Origin of the sequence: Sphingomonas cellulosilytica (genome assembly GCF_052321755.1) — a bacterium.
Lineage (GTDB): Bacteria > Pseudomonadota > Alphaproteobacteria > Sphingomonadales > Sphingomonadaceae > Sphingomonas.
The window spans coordinates 405,730-425,961 of sequence record NZ_JBQRTT010000003.1 but is presented as its reverse complement, the minus strand read 5'-3'; the positions used below and the strand labels follow the sequence as shown (position 1 = coordinate 425,961).

Here is a 20,232-nt window from a genome sequence, read left to right as displayed (position 1 = left end):
ACTAATGGATATGTAACGAGACATACGAACGGCTTATTCGCTTAACGTGCACACCAGCCCCTGAGGAACCAGCACACACGAGCCGCCGCCCACATGTCCCTTCATCTTACCTACAATGTCAAAGAACGATCAGACAAAAGAACCGGCGCAGCTTCATCACCCCTCCTCGAAGAGGCTCAGCGCACCAGATTGTCTGCGACCTCGACAACCAGCCGTTCGGCCCGTCGCTGCGGTGACGCCCCTCTAGGCGGGCCGTTTCGAACGGTCAAACCCTTTTTGCATTTTTCTGTCACATTGCCGCGCCGATGGCGGAAATCCTTGGGTTTACGGGATGTGAAGGCTCGGGCCGGTAGGGGATCGTGATGCATCCCGCGCCGGCTGATACCCCCTCCGCACCCGAATCGCTGGCGACTCAGGTCCGCCGCGCCGTGCTGTGGCGTTCGGGAAGCCAGATCCTGGCGCAGCTGGTGCAATGGGCGGCGACCTTTCTCGTCATCCGCATCCTCGATCCGCGCGACTATGGCCTCTACGCGATGACGGGCGTCGTGCTCGTCTTCCTCAACATGCTGAACGGCTATGGACTGGCGAGCGGACTGATCCAGCGCGACGACGTGACGCCGCGGCAGGTCAGGCAGTTGTTCGGGATGCTGATCGTCCTCAACGCTGGCCTTGGCCTCGCGCAGATCGTGCTCGCGCCGCTCGCCGCAGCCTATTACCGTCAGCCCGAGGTCGCGGCGCTGCTGCGCGTGCAGGCGCTCATCTACGTCATCACGCCCTTCGCTGCGTTGCCCTATGCGCTGCTCAGCCGGGCAATGGAATTCCGGCGCCAGGCAAGCGCCAATATCGCGGCATCGTTGGCGGGCGCCGCGGCGGCATTGGGCGGGGCGCTCGCGGGCTGGGGCGTGTGGACGCTCGTGTGGGCGCCGATCGCGCTCTATGCGGTCCGCGCTGTCATGCTGACCTGGGGCGCACGCTCGCTGATCCGGCCCAGCTTCGACTTTCGCGGCGTCGGGCATCTCGCCCGTTATGGCGGCGTGATGGCGGCGGGGCAGTTCTTCTGGTTCCTGCAGAGCCAGGCCGACGTGTTCATCGGCGGCCGGCGGCTCGATCCGCACCAGCTCGGCATCTACACCACCGCCTTGTTCCTCGCGCAGATCTTCGTGTCGAAGTTCGTGCCGCCGCTCAACGAAGTGGCGTTCAGCGCCTATGCCCGGATGCAGCACGATGCCGAAGGCGTAGCGCGCGCCTTCATCCGCTCGGTGCGGATCATCATGCTGGTCGCCATGCCCTTCTACTGCGGGCTCGCCGCGACGGCCGAGCCGCTGGTGCTGACGATGCTGGACGCAAAATGGGCGGAGGTGGCGCCGGTGGTGCGGCTGCTCGCGGTGGCGATGCCGTTCATGACGGTGCAGGTGCTCTATGCTCCGGCCTGCGATGCGCGTGGGCGGCCCGGCATCGGTGCCCGCAACGGCGCGGTCGGCGCGCTCCTGCTCGCCGTCGCCTTTCTGATCGGCGTGCATTGGGGGGCTCAAGGCCTCGCGTGGAGCTGGATCGCCGCCTATCCGCTGTACCTGGCGTTCAGCACCCGGCGATCCTTGCCGGTGATCGGCGCGCGCGCCCGCGACCTTGCCGCCGCCATCGCGCCGTCCGCCGTCGCCGGGATCGCGATGGCGGTGGTGGTGACGCTCGCCGATCGCACGCTGCCGCCGCTGGAGCCCGCGGCGCGCCTCGGCATCCTCGTCGCGATCGGCGCGGCCAGCTACGGCATGTGGCTGGCGCTGTTCGCACGCGACACGGTGCGCGAGTTGATCGCGCTGGTGACGAAGCGCCCGCTCGCCGCCTAACCCTGCTGGATATAGTCGCGCATCGCCGCGGCATCGGCCTCGATCCGGTCGATGCGATATTTGACGAGATCGCCGATCGAGACGAAGCCGACCAGCGCCTCGCCCTCCACCACCGGCAGGTGGCGGATGCGCCGGCGCGTCATCAGCGACAGCGCGCCGATCACCGGCTCCGCCGACGTCACCGTCTGCACCGGCCGCGTCATCACCGCCTCCAGCGACCGGCCGAGCGCCGCGGCGCCCTCGCCCGCGAGGCAATGGACCACGTCGCGTTCGGAAAAGATGCCGACGACGGCGCCGCCATCCACCACCGGCACCGCGCCGATCCGCCGTTCGGCGAACAGCGCCACCGCCTGCTCCACCGTCGCCGTCGGAGGCAATGATGCGATGTCGCCCCCCTTGTTCCGCAGGATCGCTCCGATCGTCATGCCATGCGCCTCCTCGTCCCGCCCGCCGGCCATCGTGCGAACGGCGGTGCGGACTGGAACAGATCACGTTTGCGCGGCATTGGCAAAAACATGCGTGAACCCGGTCCCGGCCTCGACGATCCTGCCCATGCCGCTTACGCCTGGGGGCGCTTTCGCGCGATCATGGCCTGGATGGTGCTGGCCGCCGCGACGTGCAGCGCCGCCGCGATCGTGGCGCTGGCCTGGGTCCAGGGGCCGCTGGCGCTGGTGACGATGCTGGCGGTGCTGGGCGGCGTCGGCGGATCGGTGGTGATGGCGGGCGCGCTGATGGGCCTCGTCTTCCTCAGTTCGGGCACCGGCCATGACGAGAATGTCGACCGGTTCGACGATTAGGGCTTGAACGACCGGATCGTGTCGGGCGCTCCAGAGCGAAGACGGTCGGTCGTCGCTCCGCATGATGGCACGGGCGTCCAACGCGAAAGGGCCGGCTCCTCGCGGAACCGGCCCTTCCTGCATCGGCAGCTGAGCGGCGGCTTATTCGGCCGCTGGCGCTTCGGCGGCCGGAGTGCGCGTGGTGCGGCGACGGCGGGGCTTGGGCGCCTCGTCGTCGGCATCGTTGGCCGCGGCGATGTTGAGCGACGGCGGCAGGCGGTCGGCGTCGACACCGTTGCTCTCCGGCTCGGCATCCTGCGCCGTCGCCGGTGCAGCGGGCTGCGCATCACGGCGCGGACGGCCGCGGCGCGGCTTGGGCGCCAATACCGGCGAATCCGCTTCGAGCACCGCCTCGGCCCGCTCGGTGAGCGATTCGCCCTCGGCGACCGGATCGGCGCGGCGCTGGCCGGCGACCTCCACCGGCTGTTCCGCATCGAAACGTGGACGGCGGACGCGATCCTCGCGCTGCGGACGTTCGTCCCGCTGCGGCCGGTCTTCCCGCTGGACACGGTCTTCGCGCTGGCCGCGATCGTCCTGCGCCCCGCGCTCCTCGCGCTGCGGCCGGTTGCCGCGATCGTCGCGATTGCCGCGCTCTTCCCAGTTGCGGCTCTGGCGTTGCGGGCGATCCTCGCGCTGCTGCGGCTGCTGGACGTCACCGTCCTGCTCGCCGGCGCGGATCGGTTCGCCCTCGTCGCCGTAATCCTCGTCGTCGTTGAGGTCGAAGGGCTGCTGGCGGCGCGGCTGATTGTCCTCGAAGCGGCCGCGCTGATCGGCGAGCACGCGGAAATAATGATCCGCGAACTGCAGGTAATATTCGGTGTTGACCCGGTCGCCCTGGCGCTGCGCCTCGCTGGCGAGGTTCTTGTACTTTTCGAACAGCTGGTTGGCGTTGCCGCGCGCACGGCTGTCGATGCGATTGCCGTTGTCGGGCCGCCCCTGGCCGCCCTGCCGCGGACCGTTGCCGCCGCCGTTGTTGTTGCCGCCACGGCCGCGCCGACGGCCGTTCTGCCGATTGTTGATCAAGCTACTGTCCCATGATCTGAGTAAATGGTCCTCAAAACCAATCCGGCCGATCCTCCGGCCTTCGCTCCCGGTCGTACGGTGCAACCCTCCGGGTCGCGGCGTGCCATAGGCAACGCTCGAGCCTGTCATGGCCGCCGGGCGAGAGCGGCCTGCTGACGAAGGATGCGGGTCACCGCCCGACGATTACCGCGCAATCGTTGATGAAGCGTGCCCCGGCCCGACCAATAGCTGGCGACGGGCAGGTCCGACAAGCGAAATATGCGGATTGCGGTCCCTTCTTTCAACCCTGTGGCGCGTGCGCCTCCACCGGCGTCGCCAGCAGGCAGCGATCGCGCCCGCCCAGATCGCAGTGGACCACGCTCGCAAGGCCCGCTGCGGCGAACACGGCGGCGACCGCATCGGCCTGGGTGTGGCCGATCTCCACCGCCGCGCACCCACCCGGCGCGATCAGCCCCGCCAGCTGCGGCGCGAGGCTGCGGTAATCGTCGAGGCCGTCGCGGCCGGCGAACAGGGCGGAGGCGGGTTCGTGGCGGCGCACTTCGTCGGGCAGCGCCTCGGCTGTCCCGATATAGGGCGGATTGGCGAGCACGAGGTCGAAGCGCGCGTCGATCGCCGCCGCCCAGTCGCCGCGGACGAACGACGCACGCGGCGCCATGCCGAGCGCCGCGGCATTCGTCCGTGCATAGCCCAGCGCCTGCTCCGATCGATCGATGCCGAGGCCGCGCGCAGGCCATTCGTCCAGTGCGGCGAGCAGCAGCGTTCCGGGACCGGTACCGAGGTCGAGGATCGTCGCAGGTGCCCGGCCGGCGAAATGCGCGATCCCGGCGACCAGCAGCGTCTCGCTGTCGGGCCGCGGCACCAGCGCGCCGGGACCGACCGCAAGGTCGATCGTCCAGAAGCCGCGCGTGCCGGTGATATAGGCGACCGGCTCGTGCGCCGCGCGACGTTCGACCAGCGCGGCGAAGCCCGGCGGCACCGGGCGCTGTATGTCGAGCAGCAGCGCATTGCGGTCGATGCCGAGCGCATGCGCCATCAGCAGCTCGGCATCGAGCCGTGCCGTAGGCGAGAAGCCGAACCGCGCCGCCGCGTCGGCGATGGCGGCGTGGAGGGAAGAGCCCGACACCCTCAATCCGTCATCCCGGCGTGCGCCGGGATGACGAACGTAGGCAGACGATCGGACGTCCGGCCTCACCCATCCAGCGCGGCGAGCCGTTCGGCCTCGTCCTCGGCGATCAGCGCGCCGATCAGCTCGTCCATCTCGCCTTCCAGGATTTCCGGCAGGCGATGGAGCGTCAGGTTGATGCGGTGGTCGGTCACCCGCCCCTGCGGAAAATTATACGTCCGGATGCGCTCGGAGCGATCGCCCGAGCCGACCATCGCGCGCCGGGTGCCCGACCGCTCGCTCGCCAGCCGCTCGCGCTCCGCCTCGTACAGGCGGGTGCGCAGCACCTTCAGCGCCTTGGCCTTGTTCTTGTGCTGCGACTTCTCGTCCTGCTGGATGACGACGAGGCCGGTCGGCAAGTGGGTGATGCGCACCGCGCTGTCGGTGGTGTTGACCGACTGGCCGCCGGGGCCGGACGAGCGATACACGTCGATGCGCAGGTCCTTGGCCTCGTCGATGCGCACGTCGACCTCCTCCGCCTCGGGCAGCACCGCGACCGTCGCGGCGGAGGTGTGGATGCGCCCGCCCGCCTCGGTCACCGGCACGCGCTGGACGCGGTGGACGCCCGCCTCGAACTTCAGCTTCGCGAATACGCCGGTGCCGGTGACGGAGGCGACGACCTCCTTGAACCCGCCGGCGTCCGACGAGGAGGAGGAGATCACCTCGACCCGCCACCCCTGCGTCTCGGCATAACGCTGGTACATGCGCAGCAGGTCGCCGGCGAACAGCGCCGCCTCGTCGCCGCCGGTGCCGGCGCGGATTTCCAGCATCGCCGCGCGTTCGTCGGCGGCATCGCGCGGCAGCAGCGCCAGCGCGAGGCGGCGGTCGGCGGCGTCGAGCGCGGCGCGGTTCTCGCGCAGCTCCTCGGCCGCCATCGCGCGCAATTCCTCGTCGCCGGTGTCCTCCGCCATATAGGCGAGGCTCTCCGCCTCCTGGCGCAGCCGCCGCACCTCGCCCGCCGCCTGCGCGACCGGCTCCAGCTCGGCATATTCCTTGGACACGGCGACGAACCGGTCGGAAGGCAGGTCGCCGGTCGCCATCAGCGCCTGCAACTCGTCCCGCCGCGCCTCGATCTGCGCGATCCGTTCGCGGGAGATGGTGGTCATGCGGCACCAATTCCCGGCGACGCAAGCCCGTCATCCCCGCGAAGGCGGGGATCCATAGTGGCTGATCGTGCGGCACTTTCGCGCCCATCGTGATTATGGATCCCCGCCTTCGCGGGGATGACGAAGCAGGCCATCACTGCGCTACGCCCTCAAGAATCGCGGCAACAGCAACGGAGGTCTCGGTCTGCACCGCAGAGCGGGTATTGATGACCGCCCGCCCTTCGCGATCACGGGTAACCGATGCAAGAACCTGTGCATTGACCTTCATCGCCTTGTCGTACCGTTTGCGAGGCGAACCCGTCGCGATCAGGTCTGCCGAGAATTGCGCATCACGCAGCGCCTTGAGAACACGAAACGCGAGCCCCGATAGCCCATCGTCCTCCAACGCAACGATCACATCCAAGACGTCCGCCCGCGGCTCCGCCAGCAGCATCGCCAGCCGCTCGACGCCCGCCGCCCAGCCGACACCGGCGGTCGGCGCCCCGCCCAGGCTCTCCACCAGCCCGTCGTAGCGCCCGCCGGCCAGCACCGTCCCCTGCGCGCCCAGCCGGTCGGTGACGAACTCGAACGCGGTGTGGCGATAGTAATCCAGCCCCCGCACCAGCCGTGCGTTGCGCGTCCATGCGACCCCCGCCGCATCCAGCCCCGCGGTCACCGCGTCGAAGAAGGCGCGCGCCTCGTCGGTCAGGAACGCATCGATATCCGGCGCCGCATCGGCGATCGGCCGGTCGCGCGGGTCCTTGGAATCGAGGATGCGCATCGGATTCTTGTCGAGCCGGGTCAGGCTGTCCTCGGACAGTTCGCCGCGATGCGCCTCGAAATGCGCGACCAGGCCGGTGCGCCACGCCTCGCGGGTCGCGGCATCGCCCAGCGTGTTGAGCTGCAACGTCACGCCCTCTGCGATGCCGAGGTCGCGCAGCAACTGGTCGGCCATCACCAGCAGCTCGACGTCCGCCGCCGGCTCGGGCGCGCCCAGGATCTCGGCATCGATCTGGTGGAACTGGCGATAGCGCCCCTTCTGCGGCCGCTCGTAACGGAACACCGCGCCGCTGGTGGCGAGCTTCAGCGGCGCATATTGCTGCCACCCTTCGGTCAGGAAGGCGCGCGCGATGCCGGCGGTGAATTCCGGCCGCAGGGTCAGCGAATCGCCGCCGCGGTCAGGGAAGGTGTACATTTCCTTCGACACCACGTCGGTCGTCTCGCCGATCGAGCGTGCGAACACCTCCGTCGCCTCGAACACCGGCAGGTCGACGCGGGCGAAGCAATACAGCCGCCGCACGCGATCGAACGTGTCGAGCACCTGCGTGAAGCGGCGCTGGTCTTCGCCGAAGATATCCTGGGTCCCGCGCACCCGGCGCGGCGTTTCGATACGGGCCATAAGGCCGCGGTATCTAGGCGAGAGCGTGGCGGCGCGCTAGCACCCCCGACATGATCCGGACACAACGCTATTGGGGGATCGGCAGCCGCATCGCGCCGCCGCGCTTCGCGCTGTTCGTGCTGGTGTTCGCCGCCGCCCTCGCGCTCCTGATCCCGACGCTGGGCAAGGGGCGCGGCGTGATGGCGGGGTTCGACATCGCGGCATTGCTGTTCCTCATCTCGCTGGTGCCGCTGTTCGGCCATGCCACCGCCGATCGCATGCGACGCGCGGCGCGGGACAACGACGCCAATCGCGGGGTGCTGCTCGGCATCACGGCGGCGACGATGATCGTCATCCTCGTCGCCGTGGCCGGCGAGTTGAAGGGGCGCAACGACGCGCTGGCGATCGCCCTGGTCATCGCCACGCTGGTGCTCGCCTGGCTATTCTCCAACCTGGTCTATGCGCTGCATTACGCCCACCTCTTCTATCTCGCCAATGACGAGGCGAAGGACAGCGGCGGGCTCGACTTTCCGGATACGAAGGAACCCGATTATTGGGATTTCCTGTATTTCAGCGCGACGCTCGGCATGACCTTCCAGACGTCCGACGTGTCGATCGGGTCGCAGCGTATCCGCCGCGTCGTGCTCGGCCAGTCGCTCGCCGCCTTCGTCTTCAACCTCGGCGTGCTCGCCTTCACCATCAACGTGCTGGGTGGCAGCAGCGGCTGATAAGGCTGGACGGCTGACCTTTTGCACGATTACACATTTGCGCAACAATCTATCGCCCGAAGGATTTCCATGATCCGCAAGCTTCTCGTCGCCTCCCTCTTCCTGTCCGCTGCCGCGCCCGCTCTGGCGCAGGTCCCCGCGGGCAACAGCGCCCCCCAGCCGGTGCCGTTCACCGACACCATCCCGCTCGCCCAGGACATCCCCTACCCCGGCACGCTGAAGCTGGACGTCGATGCCACCGATACCGAACGCGGCATCTTCCGCGTCCGCGAGACGATCCCGGTCGCCAAGGCGGGGCCGATGGCGCTGCTGTTCCCCAAGTGGCTGCCCGGCGCGCATTCCCCGCGCGGCGAGATCGAGAAGCTCGCCGGGCTCGTCATCCGCGGCAACGGCAAGGTCATTCCCTGGACGCGCGACATGGTCGACGTCTTCGCCTTCCACATCGACGTGCCCGCCGGCGTCCGGACGCTGGAGGCGGAGTTCCAGTTCCTGTCGGCGACCAAGAGCGACCAGGGCCGCATCGCGGTGACGCCCAACCTCATCAGCCTGCAGCCCAATTCGGTCAGCCTCTACCCGGCGGGCTATTTCACCCGCCAGATCCCGGTGCAGATGACGGTGAAGTTCCCCACCGGCTGGACGGCGGCGGGTGCGATCCCGTCCAAGGCGACCGGCTCCACCTACACCTACGACAAGACGAATTACGAGATCCTGGTCGATTCGCCGCTGCTCGCCGGCCGCTACGGCAAGGTCTGGGCGCTCAGCCCGCGGGTCAACCTCAACGTCTTCGCCGATTCGCCCGAACTGCTCGCCGCCAAGCCCGAACAGATCGATGCGCACAAGCGGCTGGTCGAACAGGCGGTGAAGACCTTCGGCGCGCAGCATTACGATCATTACGAATTCCTGCTGTCGCTGTCCGACCAATTGGGCGGCATCGGCCTCGAACATCATCGCAGCTCGGAAAACGGGTCGCGCCCGACTTATTTCACCGAATGGGACGTCAACGTCGCCGCCCGCAATCTGCTGCCGCATGAATTCACCCATAGCTGGGACGGCAAGTTCCGCCGCGGTGCCGAACTGTGGACGCCCGACTACCGCACGCCGATGCGCGACAAGTCGCTGTGGGTGTATGAGGGGCAGACGCAATTCTGGGGCTACGTCCTCCAGGCGCGCTCGGGCCTGGTCAGCAAGCAGGACACGCTGGACGCCTATGCCGGCATCGCCGGCAGCTATGCGCTGGCGCCCGCACGCCAGTGGCGCAACCTCATCGACACCACCAACGATCCGATCATCTCCTCGCGCAAGCCCAAGGGCTGGACCAGCTGGCAGCGCAGCGAGGATTATTACAACGAGGGCCTGATGGTCTGGATGGAGGTCGATGCGATGCTCCGCCAGCAGTCGGGCGGCACCAAGTCGATCGACGATTTCGCCCGCGCCTTCTTCGGCGTGCGCGACGGCGACTGGGGCGAGCTGACCTATACGTTCGACGATGTCGCCGCGACGCTGAACGCGATCCAGCCGTATGACTGGGCGAGCTTCCTCCAGCGGCGCCTCACCGAAACGGGCCAGCCTGCGCCGGTCGAGGGCTTTGCGATGAACGGCTACAAGCTGGTCTACGGCCCCGAACCCACGCCCTATTTCACCCGCGCCGAAAAGAGCGGCACGATCAACGTTAGCTTCTCTGTCGGCCTCCAGGTCGGCCGCGATGGCGAGGTCAGCGCGGTGATCTGGGATTCGCCCGCGTTCAAGGCCGGGCTGGACGTCGGCACGGTGATCCAGGCGGTCAATGGCGCGGCGTATAGCGGCGACGTGATGAAGGCGGCGATCGTGGCGGCGCAATCCTCGAAGGATCCGATCCGCCTGCTGGTCAAGAACGGGCCACGCTATCGCGAAGTCGCCATCGACTATCACGGCGGCCCCCGCTATCCGCGCCTCCAGAAGGTCGGCACGGGAGAGACCGGCCTCGACAAGCTGCTGATGCCGCGCTGACCGCAGCAGGTAACGACCAACAAGGGACTTTCATGCGTATCGATCTGATTCCGGTCGGCAAGAGCCCGCCCGACGACCTCAACGTCATCATCGAGGTGCCGACCGGCGGCGAGCCCGTGAAATACGAATTCGACAAGGCGTCGGGCGCGCTGTTCGTCGACCGCATCCTGCACACGCCGATGCGCTACCCGGCGAACTACGGCTTCGTGCCGCATACGCTGTCGCCGGACGGCGATCCGCTCGATGCGCTGGTCGTCTCGCGCTCGCCGTTCATTCCGGGCTGCGTCGTGCGGGCGCGGCCGATCGCGGTGCTGAACCTGGAAGACGAGGCCGGCGGCGACGAAAAGCTCGTCTGCGTGCCGGTCGATTCGACTTTCCCGTATTACACCAAGGTCGGCGGCCGCGACGATCTGCCCGAGATCGTCTTCGAGCAGATCGAGCATTTCTTCACCCACTACAAAGACCTGGAGAAGAAGAAGTGGGTGCGCATCGGCACCTGGGGCGATGCCGACGAAGCGCGCCGCATCACGCTGGAGGCGGTCGAGCGCTACGAAGCCGCCAAGGCGCAAGGCGAGGAACCGCACGACCACGACGTGCCGGGCCGCGACGACTAAGTCAGTCGGCTTTCGCCAACCGTCGCAGCGCGTCGCCATCGACGCGCTGCACGGTCCAATCCTCCAGCCCCACCGCGCCCATCTGGCGGTAAAAGGCGATGGCATCGGCATTCCAGTCGAGCACCGCCCATTCGAACCGGCCACAGTCGCGCTCCACCGCCAGCCCGGCGAGATGGCGCAGCAGCGCGGTCCCCACGCCCTTGCCGCGCGCCTCGGGCGTCACGTACAGATCTTCCAGATACAGCCCGCGCCGCCCCTTCCACGTCGAGAAATTGTGGAAGAACAGCGCGAAGCCGAGCGCCTCGTCGGCATCCTCGGCGATCACCGCCTCCGCCGCCGGCCGTAGCCCGAACAGCGCATCGTGCAGGCTCGCCTCCGTCGCCTCCACCGCATCGGGCTCGCGCTCGAATGCGGCAAGGTCGCGCACGAAGCCGAGGATGGTGGCGACATCGGCGGGCGTGGCGGGACGGATCATTGCGCAACCTCGATCTGCGGCCCCGGCGCGGGCTTGCGCACCGCGACCAGGCACCCGGCGATGATGAGCAGCGCCCCCGCCACCGTCCACGGCGACACGCGCTCGGCGAAGACCAGCCAGCCGAACAGCGCCGACCAGACGAAGGCGGTATATTCGACCGGCGCCAGCACCTGCGCCTCGGCGCGCGCATAGGCCCAGGCGAGCGCCACCGCCGACACCGAGCCGAGCGCGGCGGCGGCGACGATCGCGGGCAGGTCCGCCGCCATCGGCATGGCGGCAAACCACGGCGCGCCGACCAGCAGCAATCCGCTCAGCACGATGCTGGTGAATAGCGCCACCTCCAGCGGGTCGGCGACCTGCGCCTGCCGCCGCAGCAGGATCAGGCTGCCGGCATAAAGGATGGAGGCGACGATGATCGCCACGCTGCCCAGCACCATCTCCTCCGAGGCACGCGCCTGCACTTGGCCTGCGGCGATGGCGAGGACGCCGAGGCTGGCGATCAGCGATCCCCCGATCGCCGCGCGGCGGATGCGCTCGCCCAGCGTCAACCCGGCGAGGAAGAGCGCGATCAACGGCGCCAGAAAGGTCAGCGCCACGCCCTGCGCCATCGGCACGCGGACGAGGCCCCAGAAGAACAGCAGCACCGATCCGCCGGCGATCAGCCCGCGCGCGCCATGCAGGCGCAGCGCGGCGCGCGTCGGCCACGCCTTGCGCCGCGCGAGGAAGACCGGGCCGAGCAGCACCACGCCGGCGACGGAGCGCCACAACACCGCCGCATAGGCGCCATGCGCGATCGACAACCCCTTCATGATGGCATCCATCGCCGCGTAGACGGCGATCCCGCCCGCGGCGACGCCGAAGGCGGTGACGGGCGAGACGTGCCGGCTCATCGGATCAGGCGGATATCGACGCCGAGCGCGGGATCAAGGTCCAGCTTCATCCAGTCTTGGTCACCGGTCAGGATCGGCATACGGCTGAATATGCCTTGCACGAGACAGGCCCGATCGCCGAATCGCAGACCAAGGGGCTTGGTCAGCGGCCGCAGCAGTGCGGACTGGCGTGCGTGCGCATCGCGAAAGGCACGGGTACGAAAGCCATAGCTGTCCAACGTTCGCTGGACGACATCGACGTCGGCGCCCTGCTCCACCGCTTTGGTCAGCACCTCGCAGACGTTGACGATGGATACCTCCGCCTCGCGCAGATGCGGACCTACGACTTCGGCCCCCTTCTCGCCGAGCAGCACCGCCAGCAATGCCGATGCATCGAGGACATACATCAGTCGCGGGCGGCCTCTGCCCGGCGATCGGCAATGAAGTCATCGACGGTGAAGGGCCGCGTGATCGTCGCCCGGAACGCCCGTTGCCCCGCCGCGACCACATCCGCGTCAGAGGCGAGCACGATCTGCGAGCCCTGTTGGTCGATGCGAAGGTGATCGCCGGGATTCAGCCCAAGCGCGCGCGCCACGGAGGCCGGCAGAACGACTTCGCCACTATCCTCGACGCGGGCGTGAAAGGTCATCGCAAATCCTCCGATGGCGATCGTAACAGATCGGCTATTCCGCGGCCACCGCTTGCGGCTGCGCGACCGCCTCCGCCGCCTCGATCTCCGCCGCCTTGGCCTCGACCAAGCGGACGATATGATCGATCATGCCCTCGTCCTGGACATGGTGGTCGGTGACGCCCGACAGATAGACCATGTGCTTGCCGTTGCCGCCGCCGGTGATGCCGATGTCGGTTTCGCGCGCCTCGCCGGGGCCGTTGACGACGCAGCCGAGCACCGACAGGCTCATCGGCGTGCGGATATGCTGCAACCGCTCCTCCAGCGCCTGCACGGTCCGGATCACGTCGAAGCCCTGCCGTGCGCAGGACGGGCAGCTGACGACGCGCACGCCGCGATTGCGGATGCCGAGCGCCTTCAGGATCTCGAACCCGACGCGCACCTCGTCCTCGGGCTCCGCCGACAGCGAGACGCGGATCGTGTCGCCGATGCCGAACCAGAGCAGGCTGCCGATGCCGATCGACGACTTCACCGTACCGCCGACGAAGCCGCCCGCCTCGGTGATGCCCAGGTGCAGCGGGCAATCCACCGCCTCGGCCAGCTGCTGGTAGGCGGCGACCGCGAGAAACAGGTCCGACGCCTTCACCGCGACCTTATATTCGTGGAAATCGTGATCCTGCAGCAGCTTGATATGGTCGAGCGCGCTTTCCACCAGCGCATCGGGGCACGGCTCGCCGTATTTCTCCAGCAGGTCCTTTTCCAGGGAGCCGCCGTTGACGCCGATGCGGATCGAACAGCCGTTGGCCTTGGCGGCGCGCACCACCTCGGCGACGCGTTCGCTGCTGCCGATGTTGCCCGGATTGATCCGCAGGCACGCCGCGCCCGCATCCGCCGCCTCCAGCGCGCGCTTGTAGTGGAAGTGGATGTCGGCGACGATCGGCACGCGGCTGCCGCGCACGATCTGCCTCAGCGCCGCGGTCGATTCGACATCGGGGCAGGAGACGCGGATGATGTCGACGCCGGCCTCCTCGCAACGCCGGATCTGATCCAGCGTCGCGCGGATATCGGGCGTCGGCGTGTTGGTCATCGTCTGCACGGTGACCGGGGCATCGCCGCCCACGGGAACGTTGCCGACCATGATCTGGCGGCTCTGACGGCGGACGATATCGCGCCACGGACGTAAGGACATGGGGCGCTATATACAGCAGCCGGGTTGCGGTTCAAAGTCGGTGGTGTAGGGCGGGGGCGGTTCCATGTCCCGCGTACCTATCTCCCGCCATTACGGCCTCGACTGGCTGCGTGTCGCCGCCTTCGCGATCCTGATCGTCTATCACGTCGGCATGGTGTTCGTGCCCTGGGGTTTCCATGCCAAGAGCCCGAATGGCGCGGATTGGGCGGTGCTGCCGATGCTGGCGGTGAATGCCTGGCGGCTCAGCCTGTTGTTCGTGGTGTCGGGCTATGCCAGCCGCGCGCTGCTCAGCCGGGCGAGCCATACCGGCGGTTTCCTGCGCCAGCGCACCGCGCGGCTGCTGGTGCCGCTCGCCTTCGGCGTCGCAGTAGTGGTGCCGCCGCAAAGCTGGGTCGAGCTGGTGACGCAGCATGGCTATGCCGGCGGCTTCCTCTCCTTCTGGGTGCATGATTATTTCCGCTTCGGCGCGCTCGGCGGCATCGTCCTGCCGGCGCTCAACCACCTGTGGTTCGTGCTCTACCTGTGGCTCTACACCCTGGTCCTGGCATTGCTGGTCATCGCCGTCCGCTGGCGCGGCGCACAGCGGGTGTTCGATCGCCTGTTCGCCGGACCGGCGCTGATCGTGCTGCCGCTCGCCTGGCTGGTCTGCATCCATGCCTGGTGGTTCCCGATGGGCTATGAGACGCACGACCCTGCGCACGATGCGATGGCGCACATGAGCTACCTGCCCGCCTTCCTCTTCGGCTTCGCGCTGGCGGGATCGGCGCCGGTGCTCGCCGCCTGCGTGCGCTGGCGCTGGGCCGGCGCGGCGATGGGCATCGCCGGCTACGGCTTCATCCTCGCGGTCGAGCTGGTGCTGGACGGCGGGGCGCCGCGCTGGGTCTACCCGCTCTACGGCGCGGCGCATGCGGTGCAGCAATGGGGGACGATCGTCGCGCTGATCGGTTTCGCCGAGCGGCACTGGAACCGCGATGCGCCCGTGCGGCAGATGCTGACCGAGGCGGTCTTCCCCTTCTACCTCGTCCACCAGACGATCATCGTCGTCGTCGCCTATTGGCTGATGCCGGCAGGCCTGCCCGGCGGCGCCGAGTTCGCGGTGCTGGTCGCGGCGACCGTCGCCGGCTGCCTCCTGTTCTACCAGCTCGGGCGCCGCATCGCCTGGCTGCGCCCGCTTATCGGGCTGCGTCCCCTGCCCCATCCGCATAAGGCTGCATCATGACCCCCATCCCCTGGTCGCTGGTGATCCACGGTGGCGCCGGATCGATCGAGCGCCACCGCCTGACGCCCGAACAGGATGCCGGCGTGCGCGCGGCGCTCGCCCTCGCGCTCGATCGGGGCGGCGCGATCCTGTCGGCCGGCGGCAGCGCCCTCGACGCCGTCGAGGCGGCGGTGCAGGTGCTGGAGGACGATCCGCATTTCAACGCCGGCCGCGGCGCCGCCTTCGGCCGCGACGGGACGATCGAACTCGACGCCGCGATCATGGACGGCCACCATCGTGCCGCCGGCGCCGCCGCCGGCCTCACCACCACGCGCTCGCCGGTGGCGCTCGCCCGCCGCGTGATGGAGGCGAGCCCGCACGTGCTGCTGAGCGGCACCGGTGCGGAAAGCTTCGCCCGCGAACAGGGCCTGGAGGCGGTCGACCCCGCCTGGTTCGCCACGCCGGAGCGCCGCCGCCAGCTCGACGAACTGCTCGCCCGCGCCCGGGACGCGAATGGAGCCGACGCGTTCGACGTCGACATGAAGTACGGCACGGTCGGCGCGGTCGCCTGCGATGCCGCCGGCCATCTCGCCGCCGCGACCTCCACCGGCGGCGTCACCGGCAAGCGCTGGGGGCGGATCGGCGATTCGCCGCTGATCGGCGCGGGGACCTTCGCCGACGATCGCGCCTGCGCCGTCTCCTGCACCGGCTCGGGCGAATTCTTCATCCGGGTCGGCGTCGCGCATGAGATCGCGGCGCGCATCCGCCTGGCCGGCGACAGCCCGCAGGCCGCGGCCGAGGCGGTGATGGCAGAGGTGAAGGCGCTGGGCGGCACCGGCGGCGTGATCGTCACCGCGCCCGGCGGCGAGGCCGTCTGGACCTTCACCACCCCCGGCATGTACCGCGCCCGCGCCACGGCAGCGGGCCTGCGCGAGGTGGCGGTCTACGGCGACGAGTGAACGCCTTTTCACTGTCAGCATCACTGTCCGATCGTTAAAGCGTCGCCATGATCTCGCTTCGCTTCACCGCCGTGGCGCTTGCCGCCCTGACCTTCGCCGCCCCTGCCCAGGCCTATTGGGAATTCGGGCATCAGACGGTGGCGCGGATCGCTTATGCCAATGTCGCGCCGCGCACCCGCGTCGCGATCCGCAAGCTGCTCGCCCAGACGCCGCTACTCGATACGCCGCAATGCCCGGCCACCACGATCGAGGGCGCCAGCACCTGGGCCGATTGCGTCAAGCCGCTGAAGGGCCCGGATGGCAAGCCGCGCTTCGGCTATGCCTATAACTGGCATTTCCAGGACGTGGACGTCTGCGCGCCCTTCACGCTGGAGGAGGCCTGCAAGGACGGCAATTGCGTCTCGGCGCAGATCACGCGCGACGTCGCGATCCTCAAGGACCGCCGTGCTTCGGCGAAGGAGCGCGCGCAGGCGCTCGTCTTCCTGATCCACTTCGTCGGCGACCTGCACCAGCCGCTCCATGCCGGCGAGAAGCACGACAAGGGCGGCAACGACCTCGCCGCCGCATATGGCAGCTACAGCCCCAGGCGCTTCAATCTCCACTCGATCTGGGACGGCACGCTCGCCGAGCGCGCGATCACCAGCGGCCCCAGCCTCGTCCGCCGCTATCCCGCCGCGGAGAAGCGCCGGATCGCCGCCGGCACCGTCACCGACTGGAGCCGCGAATCATGGCAGGTCGCGCATGACGTGGTCTATGCCAGCGCCTTGAAGGGGGATCCCTGCGCGCCGTCACCTGCCAAGGTGACGCTGGACGAGGCGACGATCGACCGGATCGTCCCCGTCGCCCGGCTGGAGGTGGAGCGCGGCGGGCTTCGTCTCGCCAAGCTGCTCGATCAGGCGCTCGGTTAAGCCCGCACGCGCTTCGCGGTGACGAAATAATCGAGCGCCGTCGATTCGCTCAGCACGAAGCCCTTGGCCGGCGAAAAGCCCAGCCCCGTCACATCGGTTACCGTCAGCCCGGCGCGGGTCAGCAGGTCGGTGAGGTCGTCCGGGGTCAGGAACTTGTCCCAATCGTGCGTGCCGCGCGGGATGCGACCCGTCCCCTCCGCCAGCGTGATGAGCGCCAGGTGCGAGAGCGGCGTGCGGTTGGGCGTCGACAGGATCAGCAGCCCGTCGTCGGCAAGGCATTCGGCAAGGCCGCGGACGAAGCCGGCGGGATCGGCGACATGCTCGATCACCTCCAGGCTGGTGACGAGGTCGAAGCGCCCCGTCATCGCCTCCACGCCGACGGCGCGATAGTCGATGGCGAGCCCGCTCGCCGCCGCATGCGTGGCTGCCACCGCGATATTCTCCGCTGCCGCATCGATGCCGGTGACCTCCGCGCCCAATCGCGCCAGCGGTTCGCACAGCAGGCCGGCACCGCAGCCGACATCCAGCGCGGCCTTGCCGGCAAGCGGCGTGAAGCTGGTGTCGTCGCCGTCCCAATGCAGGTCGATCGCGGCCCGGATATAGCCGAGGCGTGCCGGATTCAGCCGGTGCAGCATCGCCGACGAGCCCTTGGGGTCCCACCAGTCCTGCGCCATGGCCCCGAAATGCTTGGCTTCGCGGGGGTCAATCGTGCTGGCCCGCGGAGGATCGATCGTGCTGCTTGCGCTTCCCATGGCCGCTACCTATCAGGACGGCCCCTTTACCCCAAGGAGTTTGGCGAGAACCCATGGCGCGGATCGTGATGAAGTTCGGCGGCACGTCGATGGCCGGGATCGAGCGCATCCGGAGCGTCGCGGCGCGCGTCAAACGCGAGGTGGAGGCGGGCAACGAGGTCGCCGTCGTCGTGTCGGCGATGGCGGGTGAGACCGATCGACTGGTCGGCTTCTGCCGCGAAGCGTCCTCGCTCTACGACCCGAAGGAATATGACGTCGTCGTCTCGGCGGGCGAACAGATCACCAGCGGCCTGCTGGCGATCGCGCTCCAGGCGGCGGGGGTGAAGGCGCGCTCGTGGCTCGGCTGGCAGCTGCCCGTCCACACCGACGATGCCCATGCCAAGGCGCGGATCGGCACGATCGAGACGGACGCACTGCTCGCCAGCATGGGCGCGGGCGAGGTGGCGGTGATCCCCGGCTTCCAGGGCTTGGCCGAGGACAATCGGGTAACGACGCTCGGCCGCGGCGGGTCGGACACCTCGGCTGTCGCGGTGGCGGCCGCGGTGAAGGCCGATCGCTGCGACATCTATACGGACGTCGATGGGGTCTACACCACCGATCCCCGCATCGTGCCGCGCGCGCGCAAGCTCGCCAAGGTGACCTATGAAGAGATGCTGGAACTCGCCAGCGTCGGCGCGAAGGTGCTGCAGACCCGGTCGGTCGGCCTCGCGATGAAGGAACAGGTCCGCGTCCAGGTGCTCTCGTCCTTCACCGGCGAGGATGCTCCGATGGCGGACACATTGCCCGGCACGATGATCGTCGGCGAAGAGGAGATTGACGACGTGGAACGCCAGCTGATCACCGGCATCGCGCACGACAAGAACGAGGCGAAGATCACCCTGACCAGCGTCCCCGACAAGCCGGGCGCCGTCGCCGCGATCTTCGAACCGCTCGCGAATGCGAACATCAACGTCGACATGATCATCCAGAATATCGCGCACAACCACGGCTCGACCGACGTCACCTTCACCGTGCCGTCCGCCGACCTCGCGCGGTCGCTGGAATCGCTCAACCAGGCGCGCGAGGCGATCGGCTTCGGCGAGCTGGTGCACGATACGCGCGTCGCCAAGATCTCGGTCGTCGGCGTCGGCATGCGCAGCCACGCGGGCGTCGCCAGCACGATGTTCACCACATTGGGCGCGCGCGGCATCAACATCCAGGCGATCTCGACCAGCGAGATCAAGGTGTCGGTCCTGATCCACGAAGACGAAACGGAGCTGGCAGTCCGCGTCCTCCACACCGCCTACGGATTGGACGCCGAGGCGGCGTAAGCCGGTAAACTCCCCTCCCGCTTGCGGGAGGGGCTGGGGGAGGGCATGGCGTAAGCCATGACCCTTGCTGCCAACGAAACCGCCATCCAGGCCCTCCCCCAGCCCCCCCTGCACGCAGGAGGGGAGAGATTGCAGCGCCGCATGGCGCGCGGCGCCGCCTTCCTCGGCAGCGAGGTCGCGATCATGGCCGGCGCGATGTCGTGGGTCAGCGAGCGCAACCTCGTCGCCGCCATGTCCAACGCCGGCGGCTTCGGCGTGATCGCCTGCGGCGCGATGACGCCCGAGCTGCTCGACGCCGAGATCGCGGGCACGAAGGCGCTGACCGCCCGGCCGTTCGGCGTCAACCTCATCACCATGCACCCCGCGCTGTTCGACCTGATCGCCGTTTGCGCGCGCCACCGGGTCGGCCACGTCGTGCTCGCCGGCGGCCTGCCGCCCAAGGGCGCGCTGGAGGCGATCAAGGAATCGGGCGCCAGGGTCATCTGCTTCGCGCCGACGCTGGCGCTGGCCAAGAAGCTGATCCGTTCGGGGGTCGACGCGCTGGTGATCGAGGGGATGGAAGCGGGCGGCCATATCGGCCCCGTCTCCACCAGCGTCCTCGCGCAGGAGATGCTGCCCGAGATCGCGGAGGCGGTGCCGGTGTTCGTCGCCGGCGGCATCGGCCGCGGCGAGGCGATCGCGGGATACCTCGACATGGGCGCAGCGGGCGTCCAGCTCGGCACCCGCTTCGTCTGCGCGACCGAATCGATCGCGCATGCCAATTTCAAGAAGGCGTTCATCCGCGCGTCCGCCCGCGACGCGGTGGCGAGCGTGCAGATCGACCCGCGCCTGCCGGTGATCCCGGTGCGCGCGCTCAAGAATGCCGGCGGCGAGCTCTTCACCGCCAAGCAGCGCGAGGTCGCGCAGAGCCTCGACGAAGGCCGCGTCGCCATGGCCGAGGCGCAGTTGCAGATCGAACATTACTGGGCCGGGGCGCTGCGCCGTGCGGTGATCGACGGCGATATCGAACATGGCAGCGTCATGGCGGGCCAGTCGGTCGGTATGGTGACCCGGGAGGAACCGATCGCCGACATCATCGCCGCCTTGATGACCGAGGCCGCAAGCGCGCTGGAAAGGCGCACCGCGTAAAAATCCTCCCCGGTACGGGGAGGTGGCAGCCGCAGGCTGACGGAGGGGCAGCCAAACAGCACCGTCGCCTGGGGCTGCCCCTCCACCACGCCGCTGCGCAGCGCGGTCCCCCCCCCCGTGCCGGGGAGGGATTCAGCGTGATCCTTACCTCGCGTTAACC

At 68.7% G+C, this 20,232-nt stretch carries 21 protein-coding genes; 10 read left to right on the top strand and 11 right to left on the bottom strand.

What is annotated here, in order from left to right; genetic code table 11:
* Nucleotides 1-362: 362 nt before the first annotated feature.
* Nucleotides 363-1,844, top strand: a complete 1,482-nt coding sequence (locus ACTZQ5_RS07350) for a lipopolysaccharide biosynthesis protein (RefSeq protein ID WP_443584504.1) — start codon at nt 363-365, stop codon at nt 1,842-1,844.
* On the opposite strand, the gene ACTZQ5_RS07345 is transcribed toward ACTZQ5_RS07350, so the two are convergent.
* Nucleotides 1,841-2,269 (bottom strand): CBS domain-containing protein, encoded by a 429-nt coding sequence (locus ACTZQ5_RS07345; RefSeq protein ID WP_443584503.1) that lies wholly within the window; start codon nt 2,267-2,269, stop codon nt 1,841-1,843. The genes ACTZQ5_RS07350 and ACTZQ5_RS07345 overlap by 4 nt on opposite strands.
* A 90-nt stretch (nt 2,270-2,359) precedes the next feature.
* On the opposite strand from ACTZQ5_RS07345, the gene ACTZQ5_RS07340 reads away from it, so the two are divergent.
* The gene (locus tag ACTZQ5_RS07340; RefSeq protein WP_443584502.1) at nt 2,360-2,641 is read left to right on the top strand and encodes a hypothetical protein; all 282 of its coding nucleotides are present in this window, start codon (nt 2,360-2,362) and stop codon (nt 2,639-2,641) included.
* Nucleotides 2,642-2,782: 141 nt separating this feature from the next.
* On the opposite strand, the gene ACTZQ5_RS07335 is transcribed toward ACTZQ5_RS07340, so the two are convergent.
* The 4 genes from ACTZQ5_RS07335 to hisS all read right to left on the bottom strand — a co-directional run bounded on the left by ACTZQ5_RS07335 (nt 2,783) and on the right by hisS (nt 7,349).
* On the bottom strand, nt 2,783-3,703 hold the full coding sequence (locus tag ACTZQ5_RS07335; RefSeq protein ID WP_443584501.1) for a DUF4167 domain-containing protein: 921 nt from the start codon (nt 3,701-3,703) through the stop codon (nt 2,783-2,785).
* 280 nt (nt 3,704-3,983) lie between these two features.
* On the bottom strand, nt 3,984-4,826 hold the full coding sequence (prmC, locus tag ACTZQ5_RS07330) for a peptide chain release factor N(5)-glutamine methyltransferase (RefSeq protein WP_443584500.1): 843 nt from the start codon (nt 4,824-4,826) through the stop codon (nt 3,984-3,986).
* Nucleotides 4,827-4,891: 65 nt separating this feature from the next.
* Entirely contained in the window at nt 4,892-5,971 is a 1,080-nt protein-coding gene (prfA, locus tag ACTZQ5_RS07325; protein ID WP_443584499.1) for a peptide chain release factor 1, read from the bottom strand.
* 133 nt (nt 5,972-6,104) lie between these two features.
* A complete protein-coding gene (hisS, locus tag ACTZQ5_RS07320) occupies nt 6,105-7,349 on the bottom strand; it encodes a histidine--tRNA ligase (RefSeq protein WP_443584498.1) in 1,245 nt (414 codons plus the stop codon).
* A gap of 50 nt (nt 7,350-7,399) precedes the next feature.
* On the opposite strand from hisS, the gene ACTZQ5_RS07315 reads away from it, so the two are divergent.
* From ACTZQ5_RS07315 to ppa, 3 genes are all read left to right on the top strand, one after another.
* Entirely contained in the window at nt 7,400-8,056 is a 657-nt protein-coding gene (locus ACTZQ5_RS07315; RefSeq protein ID WP_443584497.1) for a DUF1345 domain-containing protein, read from the top strand.
* Nucleotides 8,057-8,125: 69 nt separating this feature from the next.
* A complete protein-coding gene (locus ACTZQ5_RS07310) occupies nt 8,126-10,042 on the top strand; it encodes a M61 family metallopeptidase (RefSeq protein ID WP_443584496.1) in 1,917 nt (638 codons plus the stop codon).
* Between the two features lie 32 nt (nt 10,043-10,074).
* Nucleotides 10,075-10,656 (top strand): inorganic diphosphatase, encoded by a 582-nt coding sequence (gene ppa, locus ACTZQ5_RS07305; RefSeq protein WP_443584495.1) that lies wholly within the window; start codon nt 10,075-10,077, stop codon nt 10,654-10,656.
* A 1-nt stretch (nt 10,657) separates the two neighbouring features.
* Here the strand turns inward: ppa and ACTZQ5_RS07300 are convergent, their stop codons facing one another.
* Genes ACTZQ5_RS07300 through ispG form a run of 5 tightly spaced genes read right to left on the bottom strand, consistent with a single transcriptional unit; the run spans nt 10,658 to nt 13,817 of the window.
* Nucleotides 10,658-11,131: a GNAT family N-acetyltransferase gene (locus tag ACTZQ5_RS07300; RefSeq protein ID WP_443584494.1), complete on the bottom strand. Its 474-nt coding sequence runs from the start codon at nt 11,129-11,131 to the stop codon at nt 10,658-10,660.
* Entirely contained in the window at nt 11,128-12,021 is an 894-nt protein-coding gene (locus ACTZQ5_RS07295) for a DMT family transporter (RefSeq protein WP_443584493.1), read from the bottom strand. The genes ACTZQ5_RS07300 and ACTZQ5_RS07295 overlap by 4 nt, the downstream gene beginning before the upstream one ends.
* Entirely contained in the window at nt 12,018-12,407 is a 390-nt protein-coding gene (locus ACTZQ5_RS07290; RefSeq protein WP_443584492.1) for a type II toxin-antitoxin system VapC family toxin, read from the bottom strand. Before ACTZQ5_RS07290 ends, ACTZQ5_RS07295 begins: the two co-directional genes overlap by 4 nt.
* The gene (locus ACTZQ5_RS07285; protein ID WP_443584491.1) at nt 12,407-12,649 is read right to left on the bottom strand and encodes an AbrB/MazE/SpoVT family DNA-binding domain-containing protein; all 243 of its coding nucleotides are present in this window, start codon (nt 12,647-12,649) and stop codon (nt 12,407-12,409) included. The genes ACTZQ5_RS07290 and ACTZQ5_RS07285 overlap by 1 nt, the downstream gene beginning before the upstream one ends.
* Nucleotides 12,650-12,683: 34 nt before the next feature.
* Complete coding sequence (gene ispG / locus ACTZQ5_RS07280; RefSeq protein ID WP_443584490.1) at nt 12,684-13,817, bottom strand: flavodoxin-dependent (E)-4-hydroxy-3-methylbut-2-enyl-diphosphate synthase; 1,134 nt, start codon at nt 13,815-13,817, stop codon at nt 12,684-12,686.
* A 64-nt stretch (nt 13,818-13,881) separates the two neighbouring features.
* On the opposite strand from ispG, the gene ACTZQ5_RS07275 reads away from it, so the two are divergent.
* Genes ACTZQ5_RS07275 through ACTZQ5_RS07265 form a run of 3 tightly spaced genes read left to right on the top strand, consistent with a single transcriptional unit; the run spans nt 13,882 to nt 16,882 of the window.
* The gene (locus ACTZQ5_RS07275; protein ID WP_443584489.1) at nt 13,882-15,036 is read left to right on the top strand and encodes an acyltransferase family protein; all 1,155 of its coding nucleotides are present in this window, start codon (nt 13,882-13,884) and stop codon (nt 15,034-15,036) included.
* Nucleotides 15,037-15,041: 5 nt separating this feature from the next.
* A complete protein-coding gene (locus ACTZQ5_RS07270; protein ID WP_443584524.1) occupies nt 15,042-15,974 on the top strand; it encodes an isoaspartyl peptidase/L-asparaginase family protein in 933 nt (310 codons plus the stop codon).
* A 47-nt stretch (nt 15,975-16,021) separates the two neighbouring features.
* The gene (locus ACTZQ5_RS07265) at nt 16,022-16,882 is read left to right on the top strand and encodes a S1/P1 nuclease (protein WP_443584488.1); all 861 of its coding nucleotides are present in this window, start codon (nt 16,022-16,024) and stop codon (nt 16,880-16,882) included.
* On the opposite strand, the gene ubiG is transcribed toward ACTZQ5_RS07265, so the two are convergent.
* The gene (gene ubiG / locus ACTZQ5_RS07260; RefSeq protein ID WP_443584487.1) at nt 16,879-17,634 is read right to left on the bottom strand and encodes a bifunctional 2-polyprenyl-6-hydroxyphenol methylase/3-demethylubiquinol 3-O-methyltransferase UbiG; all 756 of its coding nucleotides are present in this window, start codon (nt 17,632-17,634) and stop codon (nt 16,879-16,881) included. The genes ACTZQ5_RS07265 and ubiG overlap by 4 nt on opposite strands.
* Before the next feature lie 53 nt (nt 17,635-17,687).
* Between ubiG and ACTZQ5_RS07255 the strand changes: the two genes are divergently transcribed.
* Nucleotides 17,688-18,944, top strand: coding sequence for an aspartate kinase (locus ACTZQ5_RS07255; RefSeq protein ID WP_443584486.1), 1,257 nt, complete (start codon nt 17,688-17,690; stop codon nt 18,942-18,944).
* A gap of 141 nt (nt 18,945-19,085) precedes the next feature.
* Nucleotides 19,086-20,072 carry an NAD(P)H-dependent flavin oxidoreductase gene (locus ACTZQ5_RS07250; protein WP_443584523.1) on the top strand — a complete coding sequence of 329 codons (987 nt, stop codon included), beginning with the start codon at nt 19,086-19,088 and terminating at the stop codon, nt 20,070-20,072.
* Nucleotides 20,073-20,232: the final 160 nt, after the last annotated feature.

Bases quoted from the DNA above. Each gene is read 5' to 3' on its own strand.
- ACTZQ5_RS07350 (WP_443584504.1), top strand. From the start codon at position 363: ATGCATCCCGCGCCGGCTGATACCCCCTCCGCACCCGAATCGCTGGCG.
- ACTZQ5_RS07345 (WP_443584503.1), bottom strand. From the start codon at position 2,269: ATGACGATCGGAGCGATCCTGCGGAACAAGGGGGGCGACATCGCATCA.
- ACTZQ5_RS07340 (WP_443584502.1), top strand. From the start codon at position 2,360: ATGCGTGAACCCGGTCCCGGCCTCGACGATCCTGCCCATGCCGCTTAC.
- prfA (WP_443584499.1), bottom strand. From the start codon at position 5,971: ATGACCACCATCTCCCGCGAACGGATCGCGCAGATCGAGGCGCGGCGG.
- hisS (WP_443584498.1), bottom strand. From the start codon at position 7,349: ATGGCCCGTATCGAAACGCCGCGCCGGGTGCGCGGGACCCAGGATATC.
- ACTZQ5_RS07315 (WP_443584497.1), top strand. From the start codon at position 7,400: ATGATCCGGACACAACGCTATTGGGGGATCGGCAGCCGCATCGCGCCG.
- ACTZQ5_RS07310 (WP_443584496.1), top strand. From the start codon at position 8,126: ATGATCCGCAAGCTTCTCGTCGCCTCCCTCTTCCTGTCCGCTGCCGCG.
- ppa (WP_443584495.1), top strand. From the start codon at position 10,075: ATGCGTATCGATCTGATTCCGGTCGGCAAGAGCCCGCCCGACGACCTC.
- ACTZQ5_RS07300 (WP_443584494.1), bottom strand. From the start codon at position 11,131: ATGATCCGTCCCGCCACGCCCGCCGATGTCGCCACCATCCTCGGCTTC.
- ACTZQ5_RS07295 (WP_443584493.1), bottom strand. From the start codon at position 12,021: ATGAGCCGGCACGTCTCGCCCGTCACCGCCTTCGGCGTCGCCGCGGGC.
- ACTZQ5_RS07290 (WP_443584492.1), bottom strand. From the start codon at position 12,407: ATGTATGTCCTCGATGCATCGGCATTGCTGGCGGTGCTGCTCGGCGAG.
- ACTZQ5_RS07285 (WP_443584491.1), bottom strand. From the start codon at position 12,649: ATGACCTTTCACGCCCGCGTCGAGGATAGTGGCGAAGTCGTTCTGCCG.
- ispG (WP_443584490.1), bottom strand. From the start codon at position 13,817: ATGTCCTTACGTCCGTGGCGCGATATCGTCCGCCGTCAGAGCCGCCAG.
- ACTZQ5_RS07275 (WP_443584489.1), top strand. From the start codon at position 13,882: ATGTCCCGCGTACCTATCTCCCGCCATTACGGCCTCGACTGGCTGCGT.
- ACTZQ5_RS07265 (WP_443584488.1), top strand. From the start codon at position 16,022: ATGATCTCGCTTCGCTTCACCGCCGTGGCGCTTGCCGCCCTGACCTTC.
- ubiG (WP_443584487.1), bottom strand. From the start codon at position 17,634: ATGGGAAGCGCAAGCAGCACGATCGATCCTCCGCGGGCCAGCACGATT.
- ACTZQ5_RS07255 (WP_443584486.1), top strand. From the start codon at position 17,688: ATGGCGCGGATCGTGATGAAGTTCGGCGGCACGTCGATGGCCGGGATC.
- ACTZQ5_RS07250 (WP_443584523.1), top strand. From the start codon at position 19,086: ATGGCGCGCGGCGCCGCCTTCCTCGGCAGCGAGGTCGCGATCATGGCC.